The organism is Kiloniella spongiae, assembly GCF_001026905.1.
Taxonomy (GTDB): domain Bacteria; phylum Pseudomonadota; class Alphaproteobacteria; order Kiloniellales; family Kiloniellaceae; genus Kiloniella; species Kiloniella spongiae.
In genome coordinates, this window is record NZ_LAQL01000003.1 from 151,517 (window position 1) to 172,823 (window position 21,307).

The window sequence follows — 21,307 nt, forward strand, 5'->3', positions numbered from 1 at the left end:
TTACGGTGGCGCAATCCAATGGCAGTAAAATAGTGTGAAACCAATCGACTAGACCCAGGGGGAGTCCGTTTGACACTTCGTTGACTGGTTTAATACCCCAGGCATCCGGCGAACAGATACACTTGAGGCTCAAAATGGTTATCCGCAGCATGGTGTGATCTACTCGTGAATAGGTCGAGCAAAACAAAGCCGAGACATTCCCTTAAGAAACAGGGAGGCCCTTAAGAAACAGGGAGCCGGTAGGTTTATGTGTTTTAGGTTATGGCCGGGTGTCTATACCTGATATGGCTTTGTCGAATACCCTAAAGGCACCGATAAAGTCCTTACCCTGATATTCGGTTTTAGATATCCGGTCGCTTATCTGCACAAACCATCAAGAAGTGGCTTGAGGTCTAACAGTAACTTTTCGTGAAATGTAGAAATATAAAACCATCCCTTTTGATAGAGGTCAAGAAAGAAAGTGAAGCTGTATGATTGTGAAAATTTCACAAGGTGTAACTTTGTGTCGAGTTTGTTTTTTTGCTTTGCGACAGGAAGCAATATCAGTGCGGAAAAGTTCCAGAAACAAGCAATAAAAAATCACTGTATGCTTACATAAAAAATCTATAGGCTGCATTTGTCGGGTGACAGGGGGACAAGAACAGGCTGTAACCAGATGACAGAGTATGGAGTGAGGTTTTGTGAACATAAGAAATGCCAAAAATCGCCAGTTCTATGATTATTGGCTAAGTTTAGAAAAGCCAGAAGGTACTGTTGTGCCAAACCGAAGTGCTTTTCGCCCGGAAGATATTCCTTCACTACTGCCCAATATTATTATCTACGAGCTGGTATCCCGCGAAAACATTAAAATACGCCTGCAGGGCACGGCGATCAATGAGCGTTTTGGTCATGATATGACCGGGGGGAATTATCTGGATTATGTTGAAGAGGATCGCAAAAAGATTGCGGCGGATGCCTTTTGGATGATGGCAGAACAACCCTGTGGGGTTCTTGCGGTTCTGGAACATGCCTTGTCGAGTGGGCGTAATATAACTGTGGAATCAATAGGTTTTCCTCTGCACAATGATATCATGACCGTAGATGGCAGCACGCCTAACCCGATTATTATCTATCAAAGCAATGAAATCAATGACTTGAACTCCTTAGGTTATCAGGCAGATGAACGTTTGAAACTTATTCTCGTTGTTGAACGGAACATCATAGATATAGGCAAGGGTGCTCCCGTTTTTATGGGCTAATCCTGTGCTTTAAGCTTGGTTGTTTTTGAATTATCGGAAAACAAGTGTTCCGAGAAAACATTGAGGATTTTCTCGGTATAATTAACTGTATTTGTTAATTATTCTGCTATCTTAACTTGATATATGCTACTTAGATAAAGGGTGTTTATACCTGCAAGTGGCTTAAAATATTAAGGGGGAACAGGTGGATATTGTTCAATGGCTGGATTACGCCGGGGTTGCTGTGTTTGCCGCGACAGGCGCGTTGGCGGCGTCGCGTAAGCAACTGGATTTCATCGCTTTTCTTTTTCTCGCGGCGGCGACAGGTATCGGTGGTGGTACCTTTCGGGATGCGATTTTGGGGCAAACACCTGTATTCTGGGTGCAGGAGCAGATCTATCTTTTGATTTGTACGGGAACAGGCGTCGTGGTCTTTTTTACGGCTCACCGATTTGAATCCCGTTATAAAGTTCTATTGTGGCTGGATGCGATCGGTATGGCGGTCTTTTCGGTAAAAGGCGCGGAGATCGGATTTTTGGCAACTGGGTCGTCTTCGGTTGCCATTGTGACTGGTATCTTGACCGCAACCTTTGGCGGTGTTCTGCGTGATATTATCTCTGGTGAACAATCTGTTCTGATGCGTCGGGAAATTTACGTGACAGCAGCTCTTTGCGGGGCCGTGGCTTGGGTAATTTCCCATCATGCGGGACTTGGAAATGCAGTTGGTTCTATTCTTGGTTTTCTCGTTGCTTTTGGCGTTCGCGGTGGTGCGCTTTATTACGGTTGGAACCTGCCAACCTATAAAAGCAAACCGGGCCGAACCATGGAAGAGATTGAGAAGCTCTAAGCTTCCGAAGAGAATGAGTTTCTTTTTGCAGAAGAGGAAATTTACACATGAATAGTTCTTTTTGGGGCGGCCTCTTTCTGGTGGGATTTTTCTGGTGGGATTGGCGCTTTACCTTTTGGTGAATGCTATTAAGTCGCTGAAAAAACTTGAGACCTGTGGTTCTTGGACAAGAATAAATGGTGTTATGACCAAAAGTATTGTGTCACGCTCCAAATCTACCAGTAACCAGTATGTTTTTTATGCCAGGTATGATTATACCGTCGGTGGACAGAACTACAGCGGGTCACGAGTTGCCTATTATACAGTGTTAGATGAGGTTGAGGTCAAAGGGCTTGGCCAAAGTCATTGTGTCGGGGCAACTGTGGATGTTTATTACAATCCGGCGAATCCTGCCGAAGAGACCCTGATTAATCAAGCAAAAGTAGGTGGGAAAAAGTATGGAGAAGTCATTCTGGGTTGTCTTGCCTTGGTTGTTGGGATTTGTGTGATTGCTTGAAATCGTTATACAAGGCTTCCTTTATGCAGCTATGACCATTGGGATCATAGATCCGATAAGCAGTAGTGCCATGAACCGGTTAAATATGGCAATGCGATTACCTTGAATAAGCGTACGGCGCAGGAAGGTGCCGGATAACGCCCAAATTGAAATGCTAGGCAGATTAACAATAGCAAAGAAAAGAACGAGCAGAATTAAACTATTGGTGTAATTTGTCGGGCTAGTGTAGCTAACGGTGATAATTAGAGATACAGTCCAGGCTTTGGGATTTAGGAGTTGCAACAGGGCAGCTTGAACAAAGTTTATAGGGTCATCAAAGCCTTTTGTAGTCGTTGGGCTGTTGGCATCATTCCCTAATGATTTGCTTGTCCCGATCTTCCATGCAAGCCAGAGTACGTATGCAAAACAGCAATACTTAAGAGCACTGTATAAAAAGGGAAATGATTTTAATATTTGCCCAAACCCAAGACCAACCAGGAAGACCATACTCAAAAAACCAAAGCTGATACCCAGGATCAAGGGAACAGAACGAACAAAACCGAAATTGACCCCAGAGGTTAAGAGTAAAAAATTACCGGGACCCGGGGAGATTGAGGTAACGAAAGCAAAGCCAAATATAGCAAGTATGGTCTCTAATGGCATTTTTGATATTTCCTATGAATCGTATGTAGATATAACGGCCGTTTGATGTCCCAACTTGACAGCACAAAAAGAGAAGGTCACTTTTGATTTGTCTCTGATTTTTATTCAATCGTCTTGTTTGTGGGTAATATGAATAATATATCTGCTAAAAATATAAGTACGGACCTTTTGAGCGAGGTTTTTTCGACGCTACGGCTTCGCAGTCAACTTTATTTTAAAACTGATTTCAAAGGTCCTTATGCAATTGAGTTACCTCATGAGCAGCGTCGTATCCGGTTTCATTTGGTTTTACAGGGGAGCTGCTGGTTAACACCAGATGGGATGGAATCTCAATTGTTGAGCGAAGGGGATCTTGTTTTAGTACCGGATGGGGTGGCGCAGGTTATTTCTCATAGTGAGAATTTTGATTATCCACGCCCTGTTGTTTTGTCCGATGCTATGGAACAGGGACATTTTGCTGAGGGCGTTTTTGTTTACGGGGCAGGAGAGGGACGGTGTCGGCTTCTCTGTGGGTTTTGCCAGTTTGACGAAGATATAGACCATCCAGTTTTAATTAACCTTCCTTCGCTGTTGGTTCTTAATCAAAAGGATCTTGGTCCTGAGCCTTGGATGTCCGGTGCGTTACAGTTATTAAAATTGGAAGCTGAACTTGCGGGGCAAGGCAGGAACGGTATTTTGTCGCGCCTGCTTGAGATTATTTTCATTCAACTGGTTCGCCGATTGGCTTTAGATCCGGATCATGCTCATAAGGGCTTTATTGCTGCCCTTTCGGATATCCAGTTGTCCAAAGCGTTAAATGCGATCCATAAAACCCCAGAAAAGGGTTGGAAAGTAAATTCTCTTGCTGAGGCAGCGGGTATGTCTCGGGCACGTTTCGCAGATTATTTTACCCGAATGGTTGGCTTGCCTCCGATTGAGTATCTTACGCTTTGGCGATTAATGCGAGCCCGGCTTTTACTTTCCAGTACTGATTATTCAATCGATAGAATTGCTGAACTTTGCGGGTATGCATCAACACCGTCATTTTCCAGTCGCTTTAAACGACAATATGGTCAAGGTCCCGGCGCTTATCGACGAGCAGTTAAAGTCTAGTTATATCAAGGTTTAAAATAAGAATTAATCAACAATTCCGCGTAATAGGTATCCAACACCGTAAGAAACTGCCGCAGCTAATCCACCAATTAAAAGTGTTTCTGTGCCTGATTGCCACCATGGGGACAGTGCCCAACGGCTTTTGATCATGCCTGTAATGAAGAACGCCAAAGCTGTCATGCTACAGGCGATAGTAAAGGCGTTTTGCATAGAGAAGATAAAAGGCAGCAAAGGGATTGCGCCTGCGATAAAGAAAGCCGTGAATGTTGATAACGCCGATTTTAGAGGCGCTCGTGACGTGGGTGATATGCCATATTCTTCGGTGATCATCGTGTTGATCCAAAGCTCTTCGTTTGATGTTATGGCGTCTGTGGCCTCTTCCAGAGTTGATCCGCTGAGACCTTTTGCGGACAAGATTTGGCGAATTTCTTCCCGTTCTCCCTCTGGAACTTGTTTTATGTGTTTTCGTTCTATAGCGCGCAGGCGTTCTGTATCATCCAGTTCGGATTTGGTTGCGCTATAATTCCCTGCTGCCATGGAAAAGCCATCGGCAAGTAAGTTGGCAATCCCGAGGATCAGAATGATACGGACAGACAGTTGCGCGCCGATTACACCGGATACAACAGCGAAAGTGGTAACAGCGCCATCAATGCTACCATAGACCCAATCCTGCAGATAACTTGCTTTATGGCCCTTGGCAAAACGTTCCCGAATGGCTTCGGATGAATGATCGTGTTCCAATGTCATAACTTATGGCCCGACTGTTGTTCACAGATAATGTCCTCTGCCAGTGGTAAAGCCGCCTGTTAATGATCAACTTTTTAAAGATCAACTGTGCGAACTTTCCCTTGGAACTCAATCTTAATCCAGTGTGGTGAAATTTTCTCTGATATGCATCAAACAGAAAAACTGACGAGTCAGTTCTTGGGGCGAGGCTTCGATTTTTGGTTGATATGGCCTGTGTTGAACTTTATGTCGCTCTAATGGAACTGAGGAGATCGCATACTCTTTGTGCGATCTCCTCAGGGTTTTTATCTGAGACTATTTGATGATCTGCAAGGCTTTGGTAAGCATTGATGCGGCTCAGATATTTTGCTGTTTCAGTTGTAGGGTTTAGGCCAAAACCGCGTTGCATTTGGCGTGTGCAAATAATCTTTGTTGCTTTCGCAGCGACCAAGCTAGGTAACAGCAAAATAGAGGTGCCGGTTTCTTTTACTTGTTTTCGATTAAACGCCATTGTTTCCGTTGCGATATCTGTCGTAAGAAAGCCCGAGGACAGAACAAAAAGTACTGGCTCTGTTTGTGTAGAAAGGAGTTTGTTGAACAGCCTGGAATTTTCCCTGACATACTTTTCATAGCCATGTTCACGGATGTAGTGCCCGATATTACCGATGTCCCGGCAGAACTCTGTATCCAGATCAATCAGGGCGCGATTAAGTCGACGTGCAACAAACGGGGCGACGGTTGATTTGCCAACACCGCCGGGACCGATCAGATATAGATGCTTTCTCTTAATCTCACTCGCTTTCTATTTGTCGGCCAAAACCATGTCTTTAATCTTTTGCGCCTTTTCAAAGTGATCAAGTTTATGCGTTTTGATCCACCATGTAGCTGCTTCCATCAAAAGATCTGGATCGTCGTTTTTGTTGGCAAAAAAAGCGTAGAAAGACAAGCCAACGGTTTCGCCTTTTTTCTCTATTTTAAGGTCACAGATTTCGATAATTTTTTGCTTTAGAGATTGTCTCATTGAGGTGATTTTCTTAGAAAGAGTTTGATGAACTTTTTTTAACCTTCTTAGGCAAGCTTTGGCAAAGTTATTATCAGATAGGGTAAATTTTTCTATTTTAGTGCTTTGAACGTAGTCATTTTCATTCATGAAATGTAATGTAATCAAAAATTTTGTTAATACTTTATTAACTATTTCATTTATGTTTTTATATGCGTGTTTTGGGTTTTCGGGTTTAACCCTTTTCGGGGCTATTCCTTTATCCCAGAACGATGCTTGCGGACGAGATAGAAGGGCATAAATGCGTTGATAGAATTCAGGCATTCTAAAAGTCAGGCCTTTTATGACTATTGGTGCAATCTGCCAAGGGTAGGAATTTTACCGGATAAAAGCAGTTTCAAACCAGAAGAAATTCCAAGCCTGCTTTCCACAATGCTGGTTTATGAGTTGATATCGTCTGATTTTATCAGGATAAGGCTCATTGGTTCGACGGTTGAGGAACGCTTTGGTGGCAGCCGTACAGGTACGAATTATCTAGATATGGTAGAAGAGCATCGCAAACCAAGTGCATCCGCTGCTCTGTGGTCGCAGGTTGAAAAGCCCTGCGGAATGCATGTGCTTTTAGAGCAAGAGTTGATGTCCGGACGCATTGCATATATCGAGGCTGTTGGATTACCCATTTCAAACACTGAAGGTGGTCATCCGCTTATTCTGTTCCAGAATAATGAGATTAGTCGGGATCGGGATGATTTACTCTTGGAAAATTGGGATCAGTTTGATGATAAAGAAGATCGTTTGTTGAAGTGTATCAGGGTTTCTGAGCGACGTTTTTTTGATCTCGGAGCAGGTATTCCAGACTTTAGAGATTGATTCGCAATTGGAAGCCGTTTGCCTGTAACTTTTCTTTTATTTACAATGGCTTTGTGTTGAATCGATTGGTAATTTAACGATGAAAATTAACCATTTTGTGTAATTTTGTGTCGCTACAAGATTTTAATATTGGTTATTTTTAAAACTGAAGTGAAATCAGCAAGATAGTTCTTGATTAAAGATGGTTCTTGATTAAAGTCGATGGACACAGACATGATCTTGTCTGTTGTTTTCAGTGTTGGTTTTGGTGGCTTCCTGATCCTTGTTTTTACGAGGCGATTGCGCCAGTCTACAACTCCTGTTCTGGAAGCTGCTGTGCTTGCGTTACTATAAGAAAAGGCTGTGGCTCTTTATGGATTTTCAACATCCGAAATCTGCAGAGTTTTATCGCTATTGGCTTGATTTGCCTCGTGATGGTTATGCGCCGTCTCGTGATAGCTTTCGCCCAGAACAAGTGCCGTCATTACTTCCCAATTTTATGATGTACGAGATGATCTCGGACGATTATATAAAAATACGCCTTCTTGGGACGAACCTTAGTGAAAAGTTTGGGGATGCAAACACTGGTGGTAATTATCTGGATCTTGTGGGGGACGAACGTAGAATACAGGCGTCACAGTCTCTTTGGACTGTTGTAAACAAACCCTGTGGCGTTGTGGGGATTGTCGAACAGATTATGCTAAATGGCCTGAGCGTCTGCATGGAAACGGTTGGTCTTCCTTTGTTGAATGGTGAAAACGGCCATCCGATGATTCTTTTCCAAAAGAATGAATTGGATTGTGAAAAACGTCTTCCGGATGCACGTATGGAAAATCTGGATTACCTGAAGATTTTTAAAAGACAGTTCATTGATATTGGCGCCGGGTTGGATAGCGTTGAAGAACTTGTCTATCCATCACTCTCGGGCGCCTGATTTCGATGATCTAAGTGAACGGGTATATCTGATTGAGCCTCTGGGTCAGATAGCTATAGGGTCGGCTTGGTGTGCTTAAACATCATTTGTCTGGACCGGGCAGGATTGAGTGCGCGATTTCTGTCAAATGGCGCAGGTCAGAGCCACAGCAACCACCAAAAATATTTAACCACGGCATTCTGGAATAGATTTCCTGGTATTGCTGGCCCAGCTCGCTGGGGGTTCCCGCATCAAGTGTCTCGCAATTATCCAATTCTGCATGGCTCATCCGTGAGGCATTGCAGCGGATGCCTTTTATTCTTTTTGCCCAGTTTTTCTCATTGAGATTGGTGTCTGACAAAGCGCCTGGGAAATGATCAGGATGTGCACAGTTGATCATAAAATAAATTGCCTGCGAATTGGTTTCCCGGTCAACCTGGTCTATGGCATCGGCAAGCGATTGTCCGGTGGGGAGCAAACCATTCGTTTCAACTGTAAAAGAAACCGCGATGGGCATTTTTGCTTTGTGGGCGGCACGTACGGCCCCGATTGCTTCTTCTGACTGTGTAAAGGTCATGGCTGTCAACATATCGACAGTCGATGCGGCAAGCCAATTTACCTGTTGCGCATGGTAGTCTTCGGCTTCTTTGGCAGAGATATGATAGTCCGGGGCATATGCATCACCGCGGGGACCAAGTGAGGCGTTTAATACAATCGGCTGTTGGGTGGCACCAACACAGGACTCTCTAAGAGCAGCTATGTAGGCAACAGAAGTATGATTTGCGGCTTCAATGTCTTCCAGGCTTTCCCCTAGATCATCCGCCCAGTGGGCATGCGCTTTCCATGTTTGTGCATCTAGGATGAAGCCTGTGTTCATCCGTTGAGCCAGAGACAGAAAACCGCGGTAATAGTTCGTCAGCGCGGCACGCCCTTTTTTATCCGGCAAAAGAGTGTGGGCCGCAAAAGCTTTGATTGGAATCCCCTGGTTAAAGATCAAATCGGTTTCCTGACCGCCATCGGTAAGATATGTCGCCCCTTGTAGTTGCGGCAAGGCATGTCTGTATCGTGGGTTGGTGTTTGTCTGGGTACGCGCGGACATATTCTGCCTCTGATCAATTGCTTGTAAAATGTTGCTTTTCGGGGACTTCTGTTTTTAGCAAACACGACCGGGGAAGATGTATCAAGATAAAGTATTGAAAACTGTGATCTGACGTGAAATTGTACCAGTACAAAAGGGACGAAAGTGTAAAAGGCCCCGTGATTATATCGTTGTAATGCCGAAATAGACGAGGCTTGAGCCAAAGCCAAAAAAGATGATGGCAATAATTTTATTGATAAAGGCGACGGTTGCCGGTTTTTGGATTAGGCGGGATAGCTTCACTGCGGTATAGGCAAAGGTACTAAGAGAGAGAAAGGATAGCCCCATAAAGGTTGCTGTCATGAGTAATAGCTGCGGCGTGGCTGCGGCCTTTTCATTTAGGAACAGTGGGAAGAGGGCAAGCAGGAAGGTAATCATTTTAGGATTTGTAAGCCCGACCCACAGGGATTGCCGGAAAAGGTATGGGGCAGATCTCTGAATTTGACGAGATGACGCACAGGCACGAACAATGCTATTGGTGTCGGCTCCTACATTGCCCGTAGTATCTGTTATGTCATTGTCATCTCCGGAGAGATGGTCAAGAGAGATCATGCCCCTTTGCCAGTTCTGGAAGGCAAGCCAGAGTAGGTAGCTGCCGCCGAGAACGCGCAAAATGGAAAGTATCTTAGGTTCTGTCGTTATAATTGCCCCTAAGCCGAGTGTGACAGCGAGACCAACACAGCCAATCGCCACAACATTGCCAAGTGTCGAATAGACCGTTTTGCCCACCCCCAGCGACAAACCGTTTCTAATCGCAAGGACAATTGCAGGACCCGGGGCAAGAATATTGGCACTGGCAGTGAGAACAAAGGCTATCCAGATTTCAAAGGTCATTGCGGGCTCCTGATTAACTTTCTTTAACTGGCATCAATTCATATCGGGTCAGCGGATCTTTGGTGGCTTGTTTTTCTTAGATCATTCTTGGGACAGCCTTTTTGCTGTGATTGGTCATCTGTCGAGATCAATCTATCCTTCAATGAATGAACAGGAGGAAGTTAAGCGTAAAAATAACATCAAAAAAAATAGTTTATTTTTATAAATAAATAAAAAATAATGATGAGAAACATTAATTAAAATAAGATCGATAAAATGGATTTATCTGCATTACGTACATTTAAGCTGGTGATGGATTTGGGCAGTGTGACTGCTGCGGCAGAGAGCTTGAATACAGTGCAGCCCAATGTGACCGCGCGTATTCGTAAGCTTGAAAATGAGCTCGGTGTTTCTCTTTTTTTGCGTGCACATCGTCGTCTGGTGCCAACGCACGAGGCAGAGAAGCTGTTGGAATATGCCAATGCCATGCTGACCCTGGAACGTGCCGCCAAGGGGGCCGTGAACCCCGGTGATGTCGGCCATATCCGGATGGGGTTTGTGGATACGCAGGCATCTCATCTGTTGCCACGGTTTATTACGGAATATCGACGTTTTCATCCTGATGCAGAGATTTCTGTGGATACCGGGGTCTCAGGCTTTCTTAATAATGCGGTGAATGAGTGTCGTCTGGATGCCGCGGTTGTGGTTGATCGCCGAAAGCGGAGTACAGATCAGGATAATTTAACAACGCATATGCTCTTTATTGAACCGTTGGTTTATATTGCGCCAAAGGGTTTAACCAAATTGGAACAGGCATTGGAGTTACCAATCATGGTTTTGATTCAGGAAGGCTGTGGCTATCGAAATTTTGCAATAGACTGGTATCGGGCACAAAATCTGACGGCGCCCAAGATGATGGAAATTTCGACGTTGGATGGTATTCTTGCTTGTATCAAGGCTGGTCTATGCGCGTCTGTATTACCACGGTCCATCGTTGAAAGTTTTGAGTTGGAAAACAGAGCGGCAGTTTTCCCGTTAGAAGGTGGCAATGCTGAGATCAATATCGCGCTGGTCCACCGCCCGGAATTCAAGGGGGATCACCGGATAAACCTGCTGCTCAAAATGTTCCGTAAAGATGGAGCTATTGCAGCCGAATAGCGCTATTGTATGAGGTCGATTGCTGGAATAATCTGGTTGAAGTTGCCCTAATTTATAACCAGATAGAAAGTGCGCAGATACCGATCGTGCAATTGTTGATAAATTTTATCGATTTTATACTTGTGAAAAAATAATTAAAATCAATTGGTTATGAATCACTTCTCTTCTTTTAGATTACAGCCATTGAATTTTTTGTATTTGAAAAACCATATGGTCTTTTAAATAGACCATATGGTTTTTTGATTTGTCTGTTAGCTTTTATTTTAAAGTTTTATTCTTTTCAGGTTATCTCGAATGCAAGCAAAAAACTCTACCGCTAAGGTCCTTACTGATAATTTCCTTACAGGCAAAACTCTTACCAGTGAACGATTAATCCTGCGCCCTTTTTCTTCGGAAGACGGGAATATTTTGTTTCAACTTTATGGAAATGATCAGGTCATGGCGATCCGTAAAATTGGAACACAAACGCGACAGGAAAGCGATGCGCAACTCGCTATTATAACCGATCATTGGTTGCGACGAGGTTTTGGCCTCTGGGCAGTTTTTGATCGCGTTAATGAAACATTCTTAGGCGAATGCGGTATACGGGAAGAAAGTGAAACCGGCGATGTCGTTGAACTTTCCTATGGTCTGTTGCCCGAATTTTGGGGTGGTGGTCTGGCCACAGAGGCTGCGCGGACGGTCTTGGATTTCGGGATAGAGAAACTGGGGATGAAAACGATTTATGCTTTTGCACAAAAGAAAAATGCTACGTCTTTGCACATTCTCTCGAAGTTCGGTTTTCAGCACGAATGTGATTTTGACGAAGATGGTGAGATGATCACGCGTACTGTTTTAGAGATGGAATAGATTACATTACATAATTAGGGGGTAGGAAAAAGGGTGGAAGACGTTCTGAATTTCTGTATTTAGAAACTGGATCCGATAGGTTGAAGCTGTTTGAGGCGAAAGTTTATTGACAGCATCAGCGAAATGGCTGTTAGGTTATGTTTCTTACTTGGTCCTGGTTTTCCTTTGGTCCTGATTTTCCATCTCCAAAAAGGCTGACGAGCTGATGTCCCTACCGGAAGTTACGCAAACCTATCGTGATCCTCATCATTACCCCAAAGGTATTGCTTTTCTTGATGACCAATATGTGCCTATGAATCAGGCCAAAGTTTCCGTTTTGGATTATGGCTTCCTGCATTCTGATGCGACCTATGACGTGGTTCATGTCTGGAAAGGTGCTTTTTTCAGGCTTGATTTACATCTGGATCGTTTTTTCGCCGGGTTGGAAAAACTTCACATGGCTATCCCCTATGACCGGGATGAGATAACGGAAATTCTGCAAAACTGTGTGGCGTTGTCGGGGCATCGGGATGCCTATGTCGAGCTGATTTGTACGCGTGGGAATTCTCCTGATTTTAGTCGTGATCCCCGCGATGCCATTAATCGCTTTATGGCTTTTGCTATTCCCTTTGGATCTGTGGCGAACAAGGATCAGATGGACCGAGGGTTACATCTTGCGATTAGCGACACGGTTCGTATTCCACCGAGTTCTGTTGATCCTTCAATAAAGAACTATCATTGGTTGGATCTGGTTCAGGGACTATATGATGCTTACGAAAAAGGCGCAGAAACAACGCTGTTGGTTAACGGGCACGGCAATATTGCGGAAGGCCCGGGTTTTAATATTTTCTGCGTAAAAGATGGCGTTGTGACAACACCGGACAGTGGTGTGTTACTTGGTATTACGCGCCAGACTGTTTTTGATCTCTGTGCCGAACTGGGCATTACATGTGAAGCAACGCAAATATCTCGGGACAAGTTGATTGCTGCTGATGAAATATTTATCTCGTCGACCGCTGGCGGGGTTATGCCTGTAACGCGCCTGAATGATTATGCTGTTGGCGGTGGTCAGCTTGGCCCGATATATACACAAGTTCATCGGCTTTATTGGGATAAACACAATGATCCTGCATGGAGCTTGCGTGTAAGGTATGAGTGAAGAATAGATCTAAATAGTTTGATGCCTTTAGTTACCGATCATATCGGAAAGAAAAAGTCCCCGACCTGCTTGTGTGTGTGGTGGGCCGGGGACTCATTTCTGGAGGTATTGGAGGTATCATGACTACGCCAACATTGCCAAAATACGGGCACCTCCAGAAACTCGATATGTCTCTTAAAAACCAAGTAGAAGATAAAAGATTGTCGCAAATTAATTTAGTTTATCTGCTTTAGCTTTTTTCTTTTTGGCCTTTTCTTCTTTAATTTCTTTTATTCTTATACTTCGCCTGTGTACTCGCCCCGTCCTGGGTAATCGTTAGCAATAACGAAATCCAGAGCGCCGATCATTTCTTTGAAGACCGGGCGTACAAACGGCATTGTCTGAACGGATGCATAATACAATGTTTGTTCCGGCGTGATCAGGAAAACACCAGGTTCAGAGAAAAGAGCTGGCTCTTCGATGCCGATAGATGTCTTGCCGCGGGATGTGGAGATATAGAGGCCCCATTCCTTGGCGACAGAAAGTGGAAGATCATAGGCAAAACGCAGGTTTTTGGCATCGATTTTTGCTGCCATTTCTTCTGTACGCTCTTTACCGTCTGAGCTGATGGCAATGGTCTTTACGCCGCGCTCTGCGAATTCCGGTGTCAGACGCTCGAGCTCTTTCAGGTAGTTGGCACAGATCGGGCAGTGCAGGCCGCGGTAAAAGGTTACAAGCGTATAACGCTCGGCGCTATCACTACTGAGGTCAAAAGTTCCATCATTGAGTGTTGGCAGAGAGAGGTTTGGGGTTTTCTGACGAGGCATCAGCATTACAAGGGGTCCCTTTCTGGGAGGTCGTCTGGTCTGATAAATCATTTGGCTGGACTTCAGCGCTTGATATTGAATATAGTGAACTTAGAAATACTTTTTGTGCATAAAAGTTGATCCATCGTACAAAAAAGAATTTGTGAGAAACGAAACTGGAGACTGTTTTGCGAAAGCCATTTAAAAAAGCTGATCGCCTATCTGCCCTTATTCAACGGTTTCATATTCATGCCCGTGTGCAGAACATCGGACGTGATTTGTTAGCGCCAGAGCCAGAGCCAGAACCTGAAGCACAAGGGCAATATCTTGGTGGGCAAGATACTGCGGACCGTGCAGTAGATGAGATCACTGGACGTGCGACCGGTCAGGTCGCTACCCAAATGGATATAGCTACCCACGAAAATGTGCTGAGATTGAAGCCCGAAAGTGATGGTGCCCCCAACATTACGTGTGCGGGGCTTCCTATTGGAGCGGCTAACTTTTTTGTTGTACAGCGTGGGCAAATTTCATCATCTGCACCTGAGTTGAATGATCTGGAATCAGATGTACCTTTATTGGTTTTTTATCCCCGCGGTGTGCCGCATGATTTCAAAATTATTTCAAGAGAGCCGTTTGGTGAGAGCGATTTAGGGGAAGGACACATTACAAATGGTTTCGTTTGTGCTGTCGTTGATACAGGTGGAGAAGCAAATCCGATTGCTTTGGCGTTACCTGATCTTGTGATTGTGCGATTAGATCAATCTGCGCCGTTACGGGCCGTTACGGATATTCTTTTGGAAGAAGCAATTGCGCCGCGTTGCGGTGGTCGTGCCGTTATTGATCGCCTTTGTGAGATTGTGGTCATACGCCTGTTGCGGCATTTGATAGAGGCGGGCCATACAGAGGTCGGGTTATTGGCAGGCTTGGCCGATCCGAATATCTCATTGGCCATTATAGCGATGCATGACAATCCGAATTGTAATTATAATCTGGAAGACCTTGCGGAAATTTCGGCAATGTCCAGAACTCATTTTGCCAATTCTTTTCGCAAATTAGTGGGGGTAACACCCGGACAGTATCTTTCAAACTGGCGTCTGACGCTGGCACGGACAGAACTGTCCAGGGGGGTGCCGCTCAAGGCTATTGCTGGTCGAATTGGCTTTTCCAGCTCTGCTGCTCTCTCGCGGGCCTTCACCCGTCGTTATGGCTTTAGTCCAAAGCAGGAAATGCTGCGGGGGTGAGGTTTACTCCCTTTGCTCCGCATAAACTGCTTCGATGTTATGACCGTCCAGATCCAAAATGAAAGCAGCGTAATAGCCGTCCTCGTATTCCGGTCGTAAGCCCGGCTTGCCATTGCAGCTTGCGCCATTTTCTATGGCAATACGATAGAACTCATCAACGCTTTTTTTATCGCTGGCGTTAAAGGATATGTGCACCGCATGAGAGAGGGGGGCATCTTCATCAGCCTGACGTATTTCAAACATGTCATGAACACTGGTACCATAGCCAAAAACCGTCTCGGGAATATCAAGAACGAGATCATATCCCAGGGCTAACATTATGCGATCGTAAAAGAGTTTGCTCGATCCAAGGTCTTTTACTTTTATTTGTACGTGATTGAAAATCATCATTTTTCTTTGTTAAAATTGGAAGTATTTTAGATCAATATTATCTAGGTAAGGTTATGAGAAATTGCGACAATTATTTTCCAGATTTTGAAAAAATTGCGCCATATGAATACCGTCGACAAGGGCGTGATGGGCTGTAAGATTAACGGCGGCTTCCCATCGATCATCACCTTTTGAGGCTATTTTTGGTTGAGGAACAAACTTCCCCCAAGCCAGGCGTGGGATACAGTCATCAGGTCCTTTCAAGGGGTGTTGCATGTCGGTAAAGTTCAACCAGGGCAGACAGGACATGAAAATCCAGTAATCCGTGTCGATGGTTTTTTCATCTAGTTCCGTTTGTGCCTTGCCCGCTGCAATCGCACTTTGACAGTGATTGTTAAAGGCCTGCCAATCAGAGGTGTAGGGAATTTCACAAAAGGCAAAGCGATCATTTTCAATCGGAACGGTGACCGAGGGGTGAACTCTGTTATGTTCTATAACCGTCGGCTGTCCTGCTGTATCGCGAAATCGTGTTCTTAGTTCTGGCACCGCATTGAATGCCTGCATGATGCAAAAGAGCATGGCGTTAAAGGGCGAAGCGCCGTGGTTTTGTCTTGCCTTCATTATCGCTGTGACATCAACGCGTGTTGTAATGCTGAAATGGGGCGAGGCAAAGTCTTTGAACATGGCGTACTGGCTATACCGCGACCATGTTGTCAGATCTATTTCCCGCTCTTTTTGTTCTGAGAAGGGTGTCGTTTTCGGCATCTGGAGGGAACCGTTTTTTCAAGAGAATGGGTTGTTACTTTTTTATTGAAAAAAGGATAACAAGTCAGAGGCGGGGTGCAATAATCATCTGTGATCAGAGAGGTATTTTTTATGATTTATTATTCTTGGACGATATGTGTCCACCAAACAATTTTGGTTTAATTCGTTTTGGAAGAAAGAGCCTGAGCGTTATATCGCTTGAGGCTCGGGAGTTGAGCTGGTCACTGAACGTGAAAAATATGTGAACGTGAAAGGTATGTGCATTTTAAACCTTTATGCTTAAGACAGTCCTGTGTGGTACGGACACAAAAAAGAGGATGTCGAGACGACATCCTCTTTTTTTCACTTTGGTTTTCCCGCTTTGGTCTTTAGCTGACCTTCATATCTAACTTAGCCAAATAATGTGAGTGTTGCTTCCTTTCGGATGAAAATGACACTCAGTGGGGTTGTTATTATTTGGCTTTAAAGAACAGAAGCTCTGGCTGAATGACTTAGGCGTGTTTCACCTTGTGGTAGCTCATACGGCCCAGAAATTCTTTGACGGATCTGAACAGCGGCTTGAACGTAGCAACAATCAAACGGCCCGCAGCTTCAGAGCGCAGGCGATGTGCTTCGCGAACATGAAAGTCGATATCAGCGGCTGTAAAATCAAAATCTTTGGCAGTTACGATGGGTTTCATCGAATTAGTCCTCTTGGTTACTCATAAAAGAGTGGTTGCCCTTGATGACTAATATGCGCCTTTTTCGCCAAATGATAATATACGAAAAAATATAATGATTGTTTCTTATTTTTTGATAATAGATTGTGTCAATAAGATATAGCTACGGTTGACCTCTAAAGCCAACGCCTAACAACCTCTTCTTTTTGTGTTCCTGATTGAGGGCCCTGATTTTCTGTGAATGACTGGAAGGTAATGAACACCATTTCCGGTTCATTTTCCAGAGTTTGCAGAGGGCAGATAATTCGTGCGTAGGTAAAAGAGCGTCCATCCTTGCGGGTACAGGTCATTATCCCGAACAATGGCTGTCCTTGATCCAGTGCTCTAGTCACTTCTTCACAGACATTAATTCTGCTTTCGTCATCCAGAAAGGCGTCATATGTTTTACCTGTGCCACTGACCGACAGATCCATAAATTCCTCTGCCACAATACCGACGAGGCGTACACGCGGGTTTTTATTCTCGCGGTCATTTTCGACCAGCATTTCATAACCCAGTGCAAATTTAATATCGGTGGGATTAATATCTTGTCGGGTTGGAAGATAGCCTAGCTTTTTGCAAAGCGCGGAATACCAATGCCAGCTTTCCAGCAGCCGGGGGTATTCTTTGAGTTCTGACAAATCCGATTGCGCGGAAATGAACATGTAGTGTCACCAAAATTTAATTATCACAAGCAGATGTCAGAATATGACATATATTCTAAACAGAATATGATCAAGCGACTGTTTGTCTAATAATTAATTGGATGTTCTTTGAATTAATTAAATTAAAGCCAGCGTTTCATGGCTTCTTCTTTTTTTGCACCTGTTTCCCGGTCTTCGTTTTCTGTAAAGGCTTGAAAGATGATAAAGACCATTTCCGGTTCATTGTTTTGCGAGTGAAGGGGGCAGATTAATCTGGCATAGCCAAAAGTTCGTCCGTCTTTGCGGGCGTATGTTGTTGTCCCGAACAGAGGTTTCCCTTCGTCTAGAGCTTCTGTGAGTTTGCCACAGGCGGTAACTCTGCTCTCGTCAGTGAGAAAGGTATCATAGGTTTTTCCCGTTGCACTGACAGAAAGACCCATGAATTCTTCCGCAACGATGCCGATCAGACGTACACGCGGGTTCTGAGTTTGGCGATCATTTTCGACCAGCATTTCGTAGCCTAGGGCGAATTTGATATCCAGCGGGTTAATATCTTGTCGAGAGGGAAGGCGTCTCAGTTTTTCACAAAGGCCAGAATACCAATGCCAACCATCCAGCAGGCGCGGATATTCTTTTAATTCTGACAAATCCGATTGCGCGGAAATGAACATATACTGTCACCACCATGTGTAATTTTCACAAGCAGATATCAGAATATGTCATAAATTCTAAACATAATATGACCAAGCTACTGTTTCTTGATTTTTTCTACCTGATTAAATTTTAGTGTATTGATATAAAACAAAATTTATACGAATTTATATTAAACAGCAGCTTGGTTTTTATATGTCAGGATCCTTGATCTTTCCCTGTTTTAGCTCAATTTTGATTATCCGTTGGCGATATCTTGGATAATACTGACAAAGCGATCAATTTCCTGATGATCGTTGTAATAATGTACGGACGAGCGGATAAGAACCGGTAGGTTGTTTTTAGTGGCGTCCAGCAGCGTGCTGGACGGTGATGATGTACTGACATTTACGCCTTGTTCAAGGATCGTTTGGACCGCATCTACTGAATCTTTGCCCGCAATAGAAAAGGTGACTATTCCACATTGGGTCGGGCAGAGAGTGTGCAGTTTCACGGCGTCAATTGTCTGCAAGTTATCCCGTAGATAGTTTGCCAACTCATCTATTCTAGCTTGAATATTGTCCAACCCGATTTCAAGGGCATAATTGATGCAAGCCCCCATGCCCAGTTTGGCCGCATAGTTGTTTTCCCAGTTTTCGAAACGCCGTGCGTCGGATCTTAATACATACTCATTTTCGCTAACCCATGTGGCGGAAAGCAGGTCAATCATCGGTGGATGTAAGTGTTCAATAACAGATGACCTTACATAAACGAAACCGACACCACGGGGGCCGCGTAAAAATTTACGGGCGGTGGCCGAGAGTACATCGCATTGGATCTTTTCCACATCCAGCGACATTTGCCCCGCAGATTGGCAGGCATCAACAACATAAAGAATGCCATGTTTACGCGCAATTTTACCAATTTCTTCGACAGGGTTCACCAAACCAGAATTTGTCGGAACATGTGTAACCGAGATAACCCGGACGCGTTCATCAATCATTTCTTCCAATGTCTCAAGAGAAACGACACCGTTTTCGTCGCTGGGAATAACTTCGACGGATACATCTTTCTCTTTGGCAATTTGTAAATAGGCCACATAGTTAGAGGCATATTCCGCTTCGACGGTCAGGATACGGTCCCCTGCCTGAAAGGGAATGGCATAAAAAGCCATGGCCCAGCCCACGGTGGCATTTTCCACAACAGCAACTTCGTCTCTATGACAATTTATCAAGCGAGCAACGGAATCATACACCGCTTCGATTGCGTCATATTTTTTGTTGGCTGCCTCATATCCCCCGATTGCTGCTTCGAGTTCCAGATGATCAATCTGACTTTGCAATACAGATTGTGGCATTAGGGATGATCCACAATTATTCAAATGAATACAGCTTTCTTTGCCCGGTGTATCAGCAAAAATTCTTTCGAGGTCGATTTTAATATTTGGGGACATCTCAGTTGCTTTCTTCTGAATGAAGTATATTTTTTAATTACTGAGAGAATACGAAATATAGCTGTTTTCTCAAACGATTTAAAATCAGCTTGTCTTTACAAAAAATCAAGCCATGTGTTTAACTGGCTTTTCCGAATAAGGATGATTGAAGACTAAGAGGTCGTTATGAAATTACCCCCCATGACTGCGATACGACATTTTACGGCCGCTGCTTCGCATCTGAGTTTCAAGGAAGCTGCCCGAGAACTTTGCGTCACGGAAGGGGCCATTAGTCGGCAAATCAAATTACTGGAAGAATATTTTGGCTGTGCATTGTTCTTGCGATTACACCGTGGTGTCCAGCTAAGTGACGAGGGACGCAAACTTTATGATGTGACGGATCAGGCTCTGTTCCAGATCGCTCAGGTTTCTGATGAAATTCTTGGTGGTGTATCCAACTTTACCCTATCGGTAACAACGTCCTTTGCCATTCGCTGGTTGATGCCCCGTCTATCCGGATTTGAGGCGCTGTATCCCAATATCCCGATCAACCTGCAAACAGTTACCTATCCGGGAACAGTACAAAGTCGCCGGTTTGATGCGTCAATTATCTATCAACTTGGCGACCCATCAGACAAGACAAGCACGGTGCCCGAGAACGGTGAGTTGATCATGACAGAATGGCTATTGCCTGTTTGTGCGCCTGGGTATCTGGAACTGCAAACAGTAGGAAACGATCATATCAGCAAAACTTTGTTACTGAAGGATCTGAAAAATCACCGGGTTATTTTTAATGAACCGACGGGGCGGGATTGGCGCAGTTGGGCCATAAAGTCCGGGGAAGTTGAACTTGCGCTGGATCGGGCCCTCAAATTTGAACACGACGATACTGCTATTCAGACTGCGGTGGCGGGACATGGTATTGCCCTGGCTAATCTGGCATATGTTTCGAATGAGTTGTCTTTGGGGAGCTTGGTGCCCGCTGTGGCGTGCAAGGCCTTGCCTATCGGGGCGCATTATCTTGTGACTGAAAAAAGCAAGGCCAGATTACCGCATGTCGAGACATTTCGGGAGTGGTTAATGACAACAGTGGAGCGTTTTAAAGCTGAAATCGCGATGCAACCGCTAATAAAGCAATAATCGTTTGCTTTTCTTATAGGGTAATCTTCGGATAGGCTTTGTCTCATAGTGTATGCCACAAGATATTGGCCAAAGCTATTTGTACCTTACGATTTCACAGTTATCCATCAGGCGACCGACCAACCCCTGAAAGAATAGTCCATGTCCGACGATGGCAAGTGGACGCGTTGTAAAGGGGGCTGTCGCCGTGGTTTCCAAACGCAACACAAAATCTTCTATACGTTTGTTGAAAACATCTTCTGGTTCATGTGGGACACCGTGTTCATTTTCTGGACCTTTGTGCCACCAGTGATCGTCGAGGTGTTCAAAACTGAGATCGGGAAAATCACGGGATAAAGTATCGGGGTGCCGACCCACATCACAGCTGTTACAGACCATTTCCCGATGGGTGGCCTCAATTGTTATCGGAACCTCATCTTTGAAAATGCGCAACGCCGTTTGCACGGCGCGGGTTAGTGGCGAGCAAATAACGTGCTGGATATTGAGGTCGCTGATCATTTCACGGGCACGGTCGGCTTGTGATTGCCCCAAGGCTGTTAAGGGGGCGTCGTAGATGAGGGGATCAATACCGTCGCGGGCTACGGCATTGAATTCTGACTGACCGTGACGAATTAGATAAACCGGCATAGATTTCTCATTTTCTGAACGTAGGGTAATAAAATTGATTGTCGAAATATTAAGGGGCAATTCGTTTGTTTACAATATGTTGTTAACGTTATTGTTTT

General features: G+C 44.5%; 25 protein-coding genes. 11 read left to right on the forward strand and 14 right to left on the reverse strand.

The features are described 5' to 3' along the window. Window positions 1-680: 680 nt before the first annotated feature. The 3 genes from WH96_RS04600 to WH96_RS04610 all read left to right on the forward strand — a co-directional run bounded on the left by WH96_RS04600 (window position 681) and on the right by WH96_RS04610 (window position 2,560). Window positions 681-1,238, forward strand: coding sequence for a PAS domain-containing protein (locus WH96_RS04600; protein ID WP_047762959.1), 558 nt, complete (start codon window positions 681-683; stop codon window positions 1,236-1,238). 184 nt (window positions 1,239-1,422) lie between these two features. Continuing rightward, entirely contained in the window at window positions 1,423-2,064 is a 642-nt protein-coding gene (locus WH96_RS04605) for a trimeric intracellular cation channel family protein (protein ID WP_047762960.1), read from the forward strand. 184 nt (window positions 2,065-2,248) lie between these two features. Further along, window positions 2,249-2,560, forward strand: coding sequence for a DUF3592 domain-containing protein (locus WH96_RS04610; protein ID WP_455428437.1), 312 nt, complete (start codon window positions 2,249-2,251; stop codon window positions 2,558-2,560). Between the two features lie 21 nt (window positions 2,561-2,581). Here the strand turns inward: WH96_RS04610 and WH96_RS04615 are convergent, their stop codons facing one another. Beyond that, window positions 2,582-3,202 (reverse strand): LysE family translocator, encoded by a 621-nt coding sequence (locus WH96_RS04615; protein WP_047762962.1) that lies wholly within the window; start codon window positions 3,200-3,202, stop codon window positions 2,582-2,584. Between the two features lie 129 nt (window positions 3,203-3,331). On the opposite strand from WH96_RS04615, the gene WH96_RS04620 reads away from it, so the two are divergent. Further along, the gene (locus tag WH96_RS04620; protein WP_047762963.1) at window positions 3,332-4,294 is read left to right on the forward strand and encodes an AraC family transcriptional regulator; all 963 of its coding nucleotides are present in this window, start codon (window positions 3,332-3,334) and stop codon (window positions 4,292-4,294) included. A gap of 24 nt (window positions 4,295-4,318) precedes the next feature. On the opposite strand, the gene WH96_RS04625 is transcribed toward WH96_RS04620, so the two are convergent. The 3 genes from WH96_RS04625 to WH96_RS22495 form a co-directional block, all read right to left on the reverse strand. After that, complete coding sequence (locus WH96_RS04625; RefSeq protein ID WP_047762964.1) at window positions 4,319-5,041, reverse strand: VIT1/CCC1 transporter family protein; 723 nt, start codon at window positions 5,039-5,041, stop codon at window positions 4,319-4,321. A gap of 223 nt (window positions 5,042-5,264) precedes the next feature. Continuing rightward, window positions 5,265-5,810, reverse strand: coding sequence for a shikimate kinase (locus WH96_RS21715; RefSeq protein WP_082130335.1), 546 nt, complete (start codon window positions 5,808-5,810; stop codon window positions 5,265-5,267). 12 nt (window positions 5,811-5,822) lie between these two features. After that, window positions 5,823-6,344 carry a DUF6500 family protein gene (locus WH96_RS22495; protein ID WP_204248123.1) on the reverse strand — a complete coding sequence of 174 codons (522 nt, stop codon included), beginning with the start codon at window positions 6,342-6,344 and terminating at the stop codon, window positions 5,823-5,825. Here WH96_RS22495 and WH96_RS04640 point away from each other — a divergent pair. Next, window positions 6,327-6,890, forward strand: a complete 564-nt coding sequence (locus tag WH96_RS04640; RefSeq protein ID WP_162200118.1) for a PAS domain-containing protein — start codon at window positions 6,327-6,329, stop codon at window positions 6,888-6,890. The genes WH96_RS22495 and WH96_RS04640 overlap by 18 nt on opposite strands. Window positions 6,891-7,242: 352 nt before the next feature. Then, on the forward strand, window positions 7,243-7,803 hold the full coding sequence (locus WH96_RS04645; RefSeq protein ID WP_047762966.1) for a PAS domain-containing protein: 561 nt from the start codon (window positions 7,243-7,245) through the stop codon (window positions 7,801-7,803). A gap of 82 nt (window positions 7,804-7,885) precedes the next feature. On the opposite strand, the gene WH96_RS04650 is transcribed toward WH96_RS04645, so the two are convergent. Next, window positions 7,886-8,881 carry a homocysteine S-methyltransferase family protein gene (locus WH96_RS04650; protein WP_047762967.1) on the reverse strand — a complete coding sequence of 332 codons (996 nt, stop codon included), beginning with the start codon at window positions 8,879-8,881 and terminating at the stop codon, window positions 7,886-7,888. A gap of 162 nt (window positions 8,882-9,043) precedes the next feature. Then, a complete protein-coding gene (locus WH96_RS04655; protein ID WP_047762968.1) occupies window positions 9,044-9,754 on the reverse strand; it encodes a LysE family translocator in 711 nt (236 codons plus the stop codon). Window positions 9,755-10,009: 255 nt separating this feature from the next. Between WH96_RS04655 and WH96_RS21135 the strand changes: the two genes are divergently transcribed. The 3 genes from WH96_RS21135 to WH96_RS04670 all read left to right on the forward strand — a co-directional run bounded on the left by WH96_RS21135 (window position 10,010) and on the right by WH96_RS04670 (window position 12,878). Further along, window positions 10,010-10,891 (forward strand): LysR family transcriptional regulator, encoded by an 882-nt coding sequence (locus WH96_RS21135; RefSeq protein ID WP_053005685.1) that lies wholly within the window; start codon window positions 10,010-10,012, stop codon window positions 10,889-10,891. 294 nt (window positions 10,892-11,185) lie between these two features. After that, window positions 11,186-11,740, forward strand: coding sequence for a GNAT family N-acetyltransferase (locus WH96_RS04665; protein ID WP_047762969.1), 555 nt, complete (start codon window positions 11,186-11,188; stop codon window positions 11,738-11,740). A gap of 205 nt (window positions 11,741-11,945) precedes the next feature. After that, window positions 11,946-12,878, forward strand: coding sequence for an aminotransferase class IV (locus WH96_RS04670; RefSeq protein WP_047762970.1), 933 nt, complete (start codon window positions 11,946-11,948; stop codon window positions 12,876-12,878). A gap of 275 nt (window positions 12,879-13,153) precedes the next feature. Here WH96_RS04670 and WH96_RS04675 read toward each other — a convergent pair whose 3' ends face one another. Further along, window positions 13,154-13,690 (reverse strand): peroxiredoxin-like family protein, encoded by a 537-nt coding sequence (locus WH96_RS04675; RefSeq protein WP_047762971.1) that lies wholly within the window; start codon window positions 13,688-13,690, stop codon window positions 13,154-13,156. 161 nt (window positions 13,691-13,851) lie between these two features. Here WH96_RS04675 and WH96_RS21140 point away from each other — a divergent pair, with 161 nt between their 5' ends. Then, a complete protein-coding gene (locus WH96_RS21140) occupies window positions 13,852-14,904 on the forward strand; it encodes a helix-turn-helix transcriptional regulator (protein ID WP_053005686.1) in 1,053 nt (350 codons plus the stop codon). A 3-nt stretch (window positions 14,905-14,907) separates the two neighbouring features. Here WH96_RS21140 and WH96_RS04685 read toward each other — a convergent pair whose 3' ends face one another. The 6 genes from WH96_RS04685 to WH96_RS04710 all read right to left on the reverse strand — a co-directional run bounded on the left by WH96_RS04685 (window position 14,908) and on the right by WH96_RS04710 (window position 19,463). Further along, the gene (locus WH96_RS04685; protein WP_082130337.1) at window positions 14,908-15,294 is read right to left on the reverse strand and encodes a VOC family protein; all 387 of its coding nucleotides are present in this window, start codon (window positions 15,292-15,294) and stop codon (window positions 14,908-14,910) included. Between the two features lie 51 nt (window positions 15,295-15,345). Continuing rightward, entirely contained in the window at window positions 15,346-16,038 is a 693-nt protein-coding gene (locus tag WH96_RS04690) for a CatA-like O-acetyltransferase (RefSeq protein ID WP_047762973.1), read from the reverse strand. Window positions 16,039-16,529: 491 nt separating this feature from the next. Then, on the reverse strand, window positions 16,530-16,718 hold the full coding sequence (locus tag WH96_RS04695) for a hypothetical protein (RefSeq protein WP_047762974.1): 189 nt from the start codon (window positions 16,716-16,718) through the stop codon (window positions 16,530-16,532). Window positions 16,719-16,873: 155 nt separating this feature from the next. Beyond that, window positions 16,874-17,401 (reverse strand): PAS domain-containing protein, encoded by a 528-nt coding sequence (locus WH96_RS04700; RefSeq protein WP_047762975.1) that lies wholly within the window; start codon window positions 17,399-17,401, stop codon window positions 16,874-16,876. Window positions 17,402-17,523: 122 nt separating this feature from the next. Next, window positions 17,524-18,051: a PAS domain-containing protein gene (locus tag WH96_RS04705; protein WP_047762976.1), complete on the reverse strand. Its 528-nt coding sequence runs from the start codon at window positions 18,049-18,051 to the stop codon at window positions 17,524-17,526. 218 nt (window positions 18,052-18,269) lie between these two features. Beyond that, complete coding sequence (locus WH96_RS04710; RefSeq protein WP_047762977.1) at window positions 18,270-19,463, reverse strand: aminotransferase class V-fold PLP-dependent enzyme; 1,194 nt, start codon at window positions 19,461-19,463, stop codon at window positions 18,270-18,272. 165 nt (window positions 19,464-19,628) lie between these two features. Here WH96_RS04710 and WH96_RS04715 point away from each other — a divergent pair, with 165 nt between their 5' ends. After that, window positions 19,629-20,582: a LysR substrate-binding domain-containing protein gene (locus WH96_RS04715; protein ID WP_047762978.1), complete on the forward strand. Its 954-nt coding sequence runs from the start codon at window positions 19,629-19,631 to the stop codon at window positions 20,580-20,582. A 75-nt stretch (window positions 20,583-20,657) separates the two neighbouring features. On the opposite strand, the gene WH96_RS04720 is transcribed toward WH96_RS04715, so the two are convergent. After that, on the reverse strand, window positions 20,658-21,209 hold the full coding sequence (locus tag WH96_RS04720; protein WP_047762979.1) for a histidine phosphatase family protein: 552 nt from the start codon (window positions 21,207-21,209) through the stop codon (window positions 20,658-20,660). Between the last annotated feature and the right edge of the window lie 98 nt (window positions 21,210-21,307).

What these genes read in the sequence shown, in the direction of transcription:
- WH96_RS04710 (WP_047762977.1), bottom strand. Translation starts at nt 19,463, where the DNA reads ATGTCCCCAAATATTAAAATCGACCTCGAAAGAATTTTTGCTGATACA.
- WH96_RS04665 (WP_047762969.1), top strand. Translation starts at nt 11,186, where the DNA reads ATGCAAGCAAAAAACTCTACCGCTAAGGTCCTTACTGATAATTTCCTT.
- WH96_RS04670 (WP_047762970.1), top strand. Translation starts at nt 11,946, where the DNA reads ATGTCCCTACCGGAAGTTACGCAAACCTATCGTGATCCTCATCATTAC.
- WH96_RS04720 (WP_047762979.1), bottom strand. Translation starts at nt 21,209, where the DNA reads ATGCCGGTTTATCTAATTCGTCACGGTCAGTCAGAATTCAATGCCGTA.
- WH96_RS04620 (WP_047762963.1), top strand. Translation starts at nt 3,332, where the DNA reads ATGAATAATATATCTGCTAAAAATATAAGTACGGACCTTTTGAGCGAG.
- WH96_RS04615 (WP_047762962.1), bottom strand. Translation starts at nt 3,202, where the DNA reads ATGCCATTAGAGACCATACTTGCTATATTTGGCTTTGCTTTCGTTACC.
- WH96_RS04715 (WP_047762978.1), top strand. Translation starts at nt 19,629, where the DNA reads ATGAAATTACCCCCCATGACTGCGATACGACATTTTACGGCCGCTGCT.
- WH96_RS04675 (WP_047762971.1), bottom strand. Translation starts at nt 13,690, where the DNA reads ATGCTGATGCCTCGTCAGAAAACCCCAAACCTCTCTCTGCCAACACTC.
- WH96_RS04685 (WP_082130337.1), bottom strand. Translation starts at nt 15,294, where the DNA reads ATGATGATTTTCAATCACGTACAAATAAAAGTAAAAGACCTTGGATCG.
- WH96_RS04695 (WP_047762974.1), bottom strand. Translation starts at nt 16,718, where the DNA reads ATGAAACCCATCGTAACTGCCAAAGATTTTGATTTTACAGCCGCTGAT.
- WH96_RS22495 (WP_204248123.1), bottom strand. Translation starts at nt 6,344, where the DNA reads ATGCCTGAATTCTATCAACGCATTTATGCCCTTCTATCTCGTCCGCAA.
- WH96_RS04650 (WP_047762967.1), bottom strand. Translation starts at nt 8,881, where the DNA reads ATGTCCGCGCGTACCCAGACAAACACCAACCCACGATACAGACATGCC.
- WH96_RS04700 (WP_047762975.1), bottom strand. Translation starts at nt 17,401, where the DNA reads ATGTTCATTTCCGCGCAATCGGATTTGTCAGAACTCAAAGAATACCCC.
- WH96_RS04690 (WP_047762973.1), bottom strand. Translation starts at nt 16,038, where the DNA reads ATGCCGAAAACGACACCCTTCTCAGAACAAAAAGAGCGGGAAATAGAT.
- WH96_RS04705 (WP_047762976.1), bottom strand. Translation starts at nt 18,051, where the DNA reads ATGTTCATTTCCGCGCAATCGGATTTGTCAGAATTAAAAGAATATCCG.
- WH96_RS04645 (WP_047762966.1), top strand. Translation starts at nt 7,243, where the DNA reads ATGGATTTTCAACATCCGAAATCTGCAGAGTTTTATCGCTATTGGCTT.
- WH96_RS04655 (WP_047762968.1), bottom strand. Translation starts at nt 9,754, where the DNA reads ATGACCTTTGAAATCTGGATAGCCTTTGTTCTCACTGCCAGTGCCAAT.
- WH96_RS04625 (WP_047762964.1), bottom strand. Translation starts at nt 5,041, where the DNA reads ATGACATTGGAACACGATCATTCATCCGAAGCCATTCGGGAACGTTTT.
- WH96_RS21135 (WP_053005685.1), top strand. Translation starts at nt 10,010, where the DNA reads ATGGATTTATCTGCATTACGTACATTTAAGCTGGTGATGGATTTGGGC.
- WH96_RS04610 (WP_455428437.1), top strand. Translation starts at nt 2,249, where the DNA reads ATGACCAAAAGTATTGTGTCACGCTCCAAATCTACCAGTAACCAGTAT.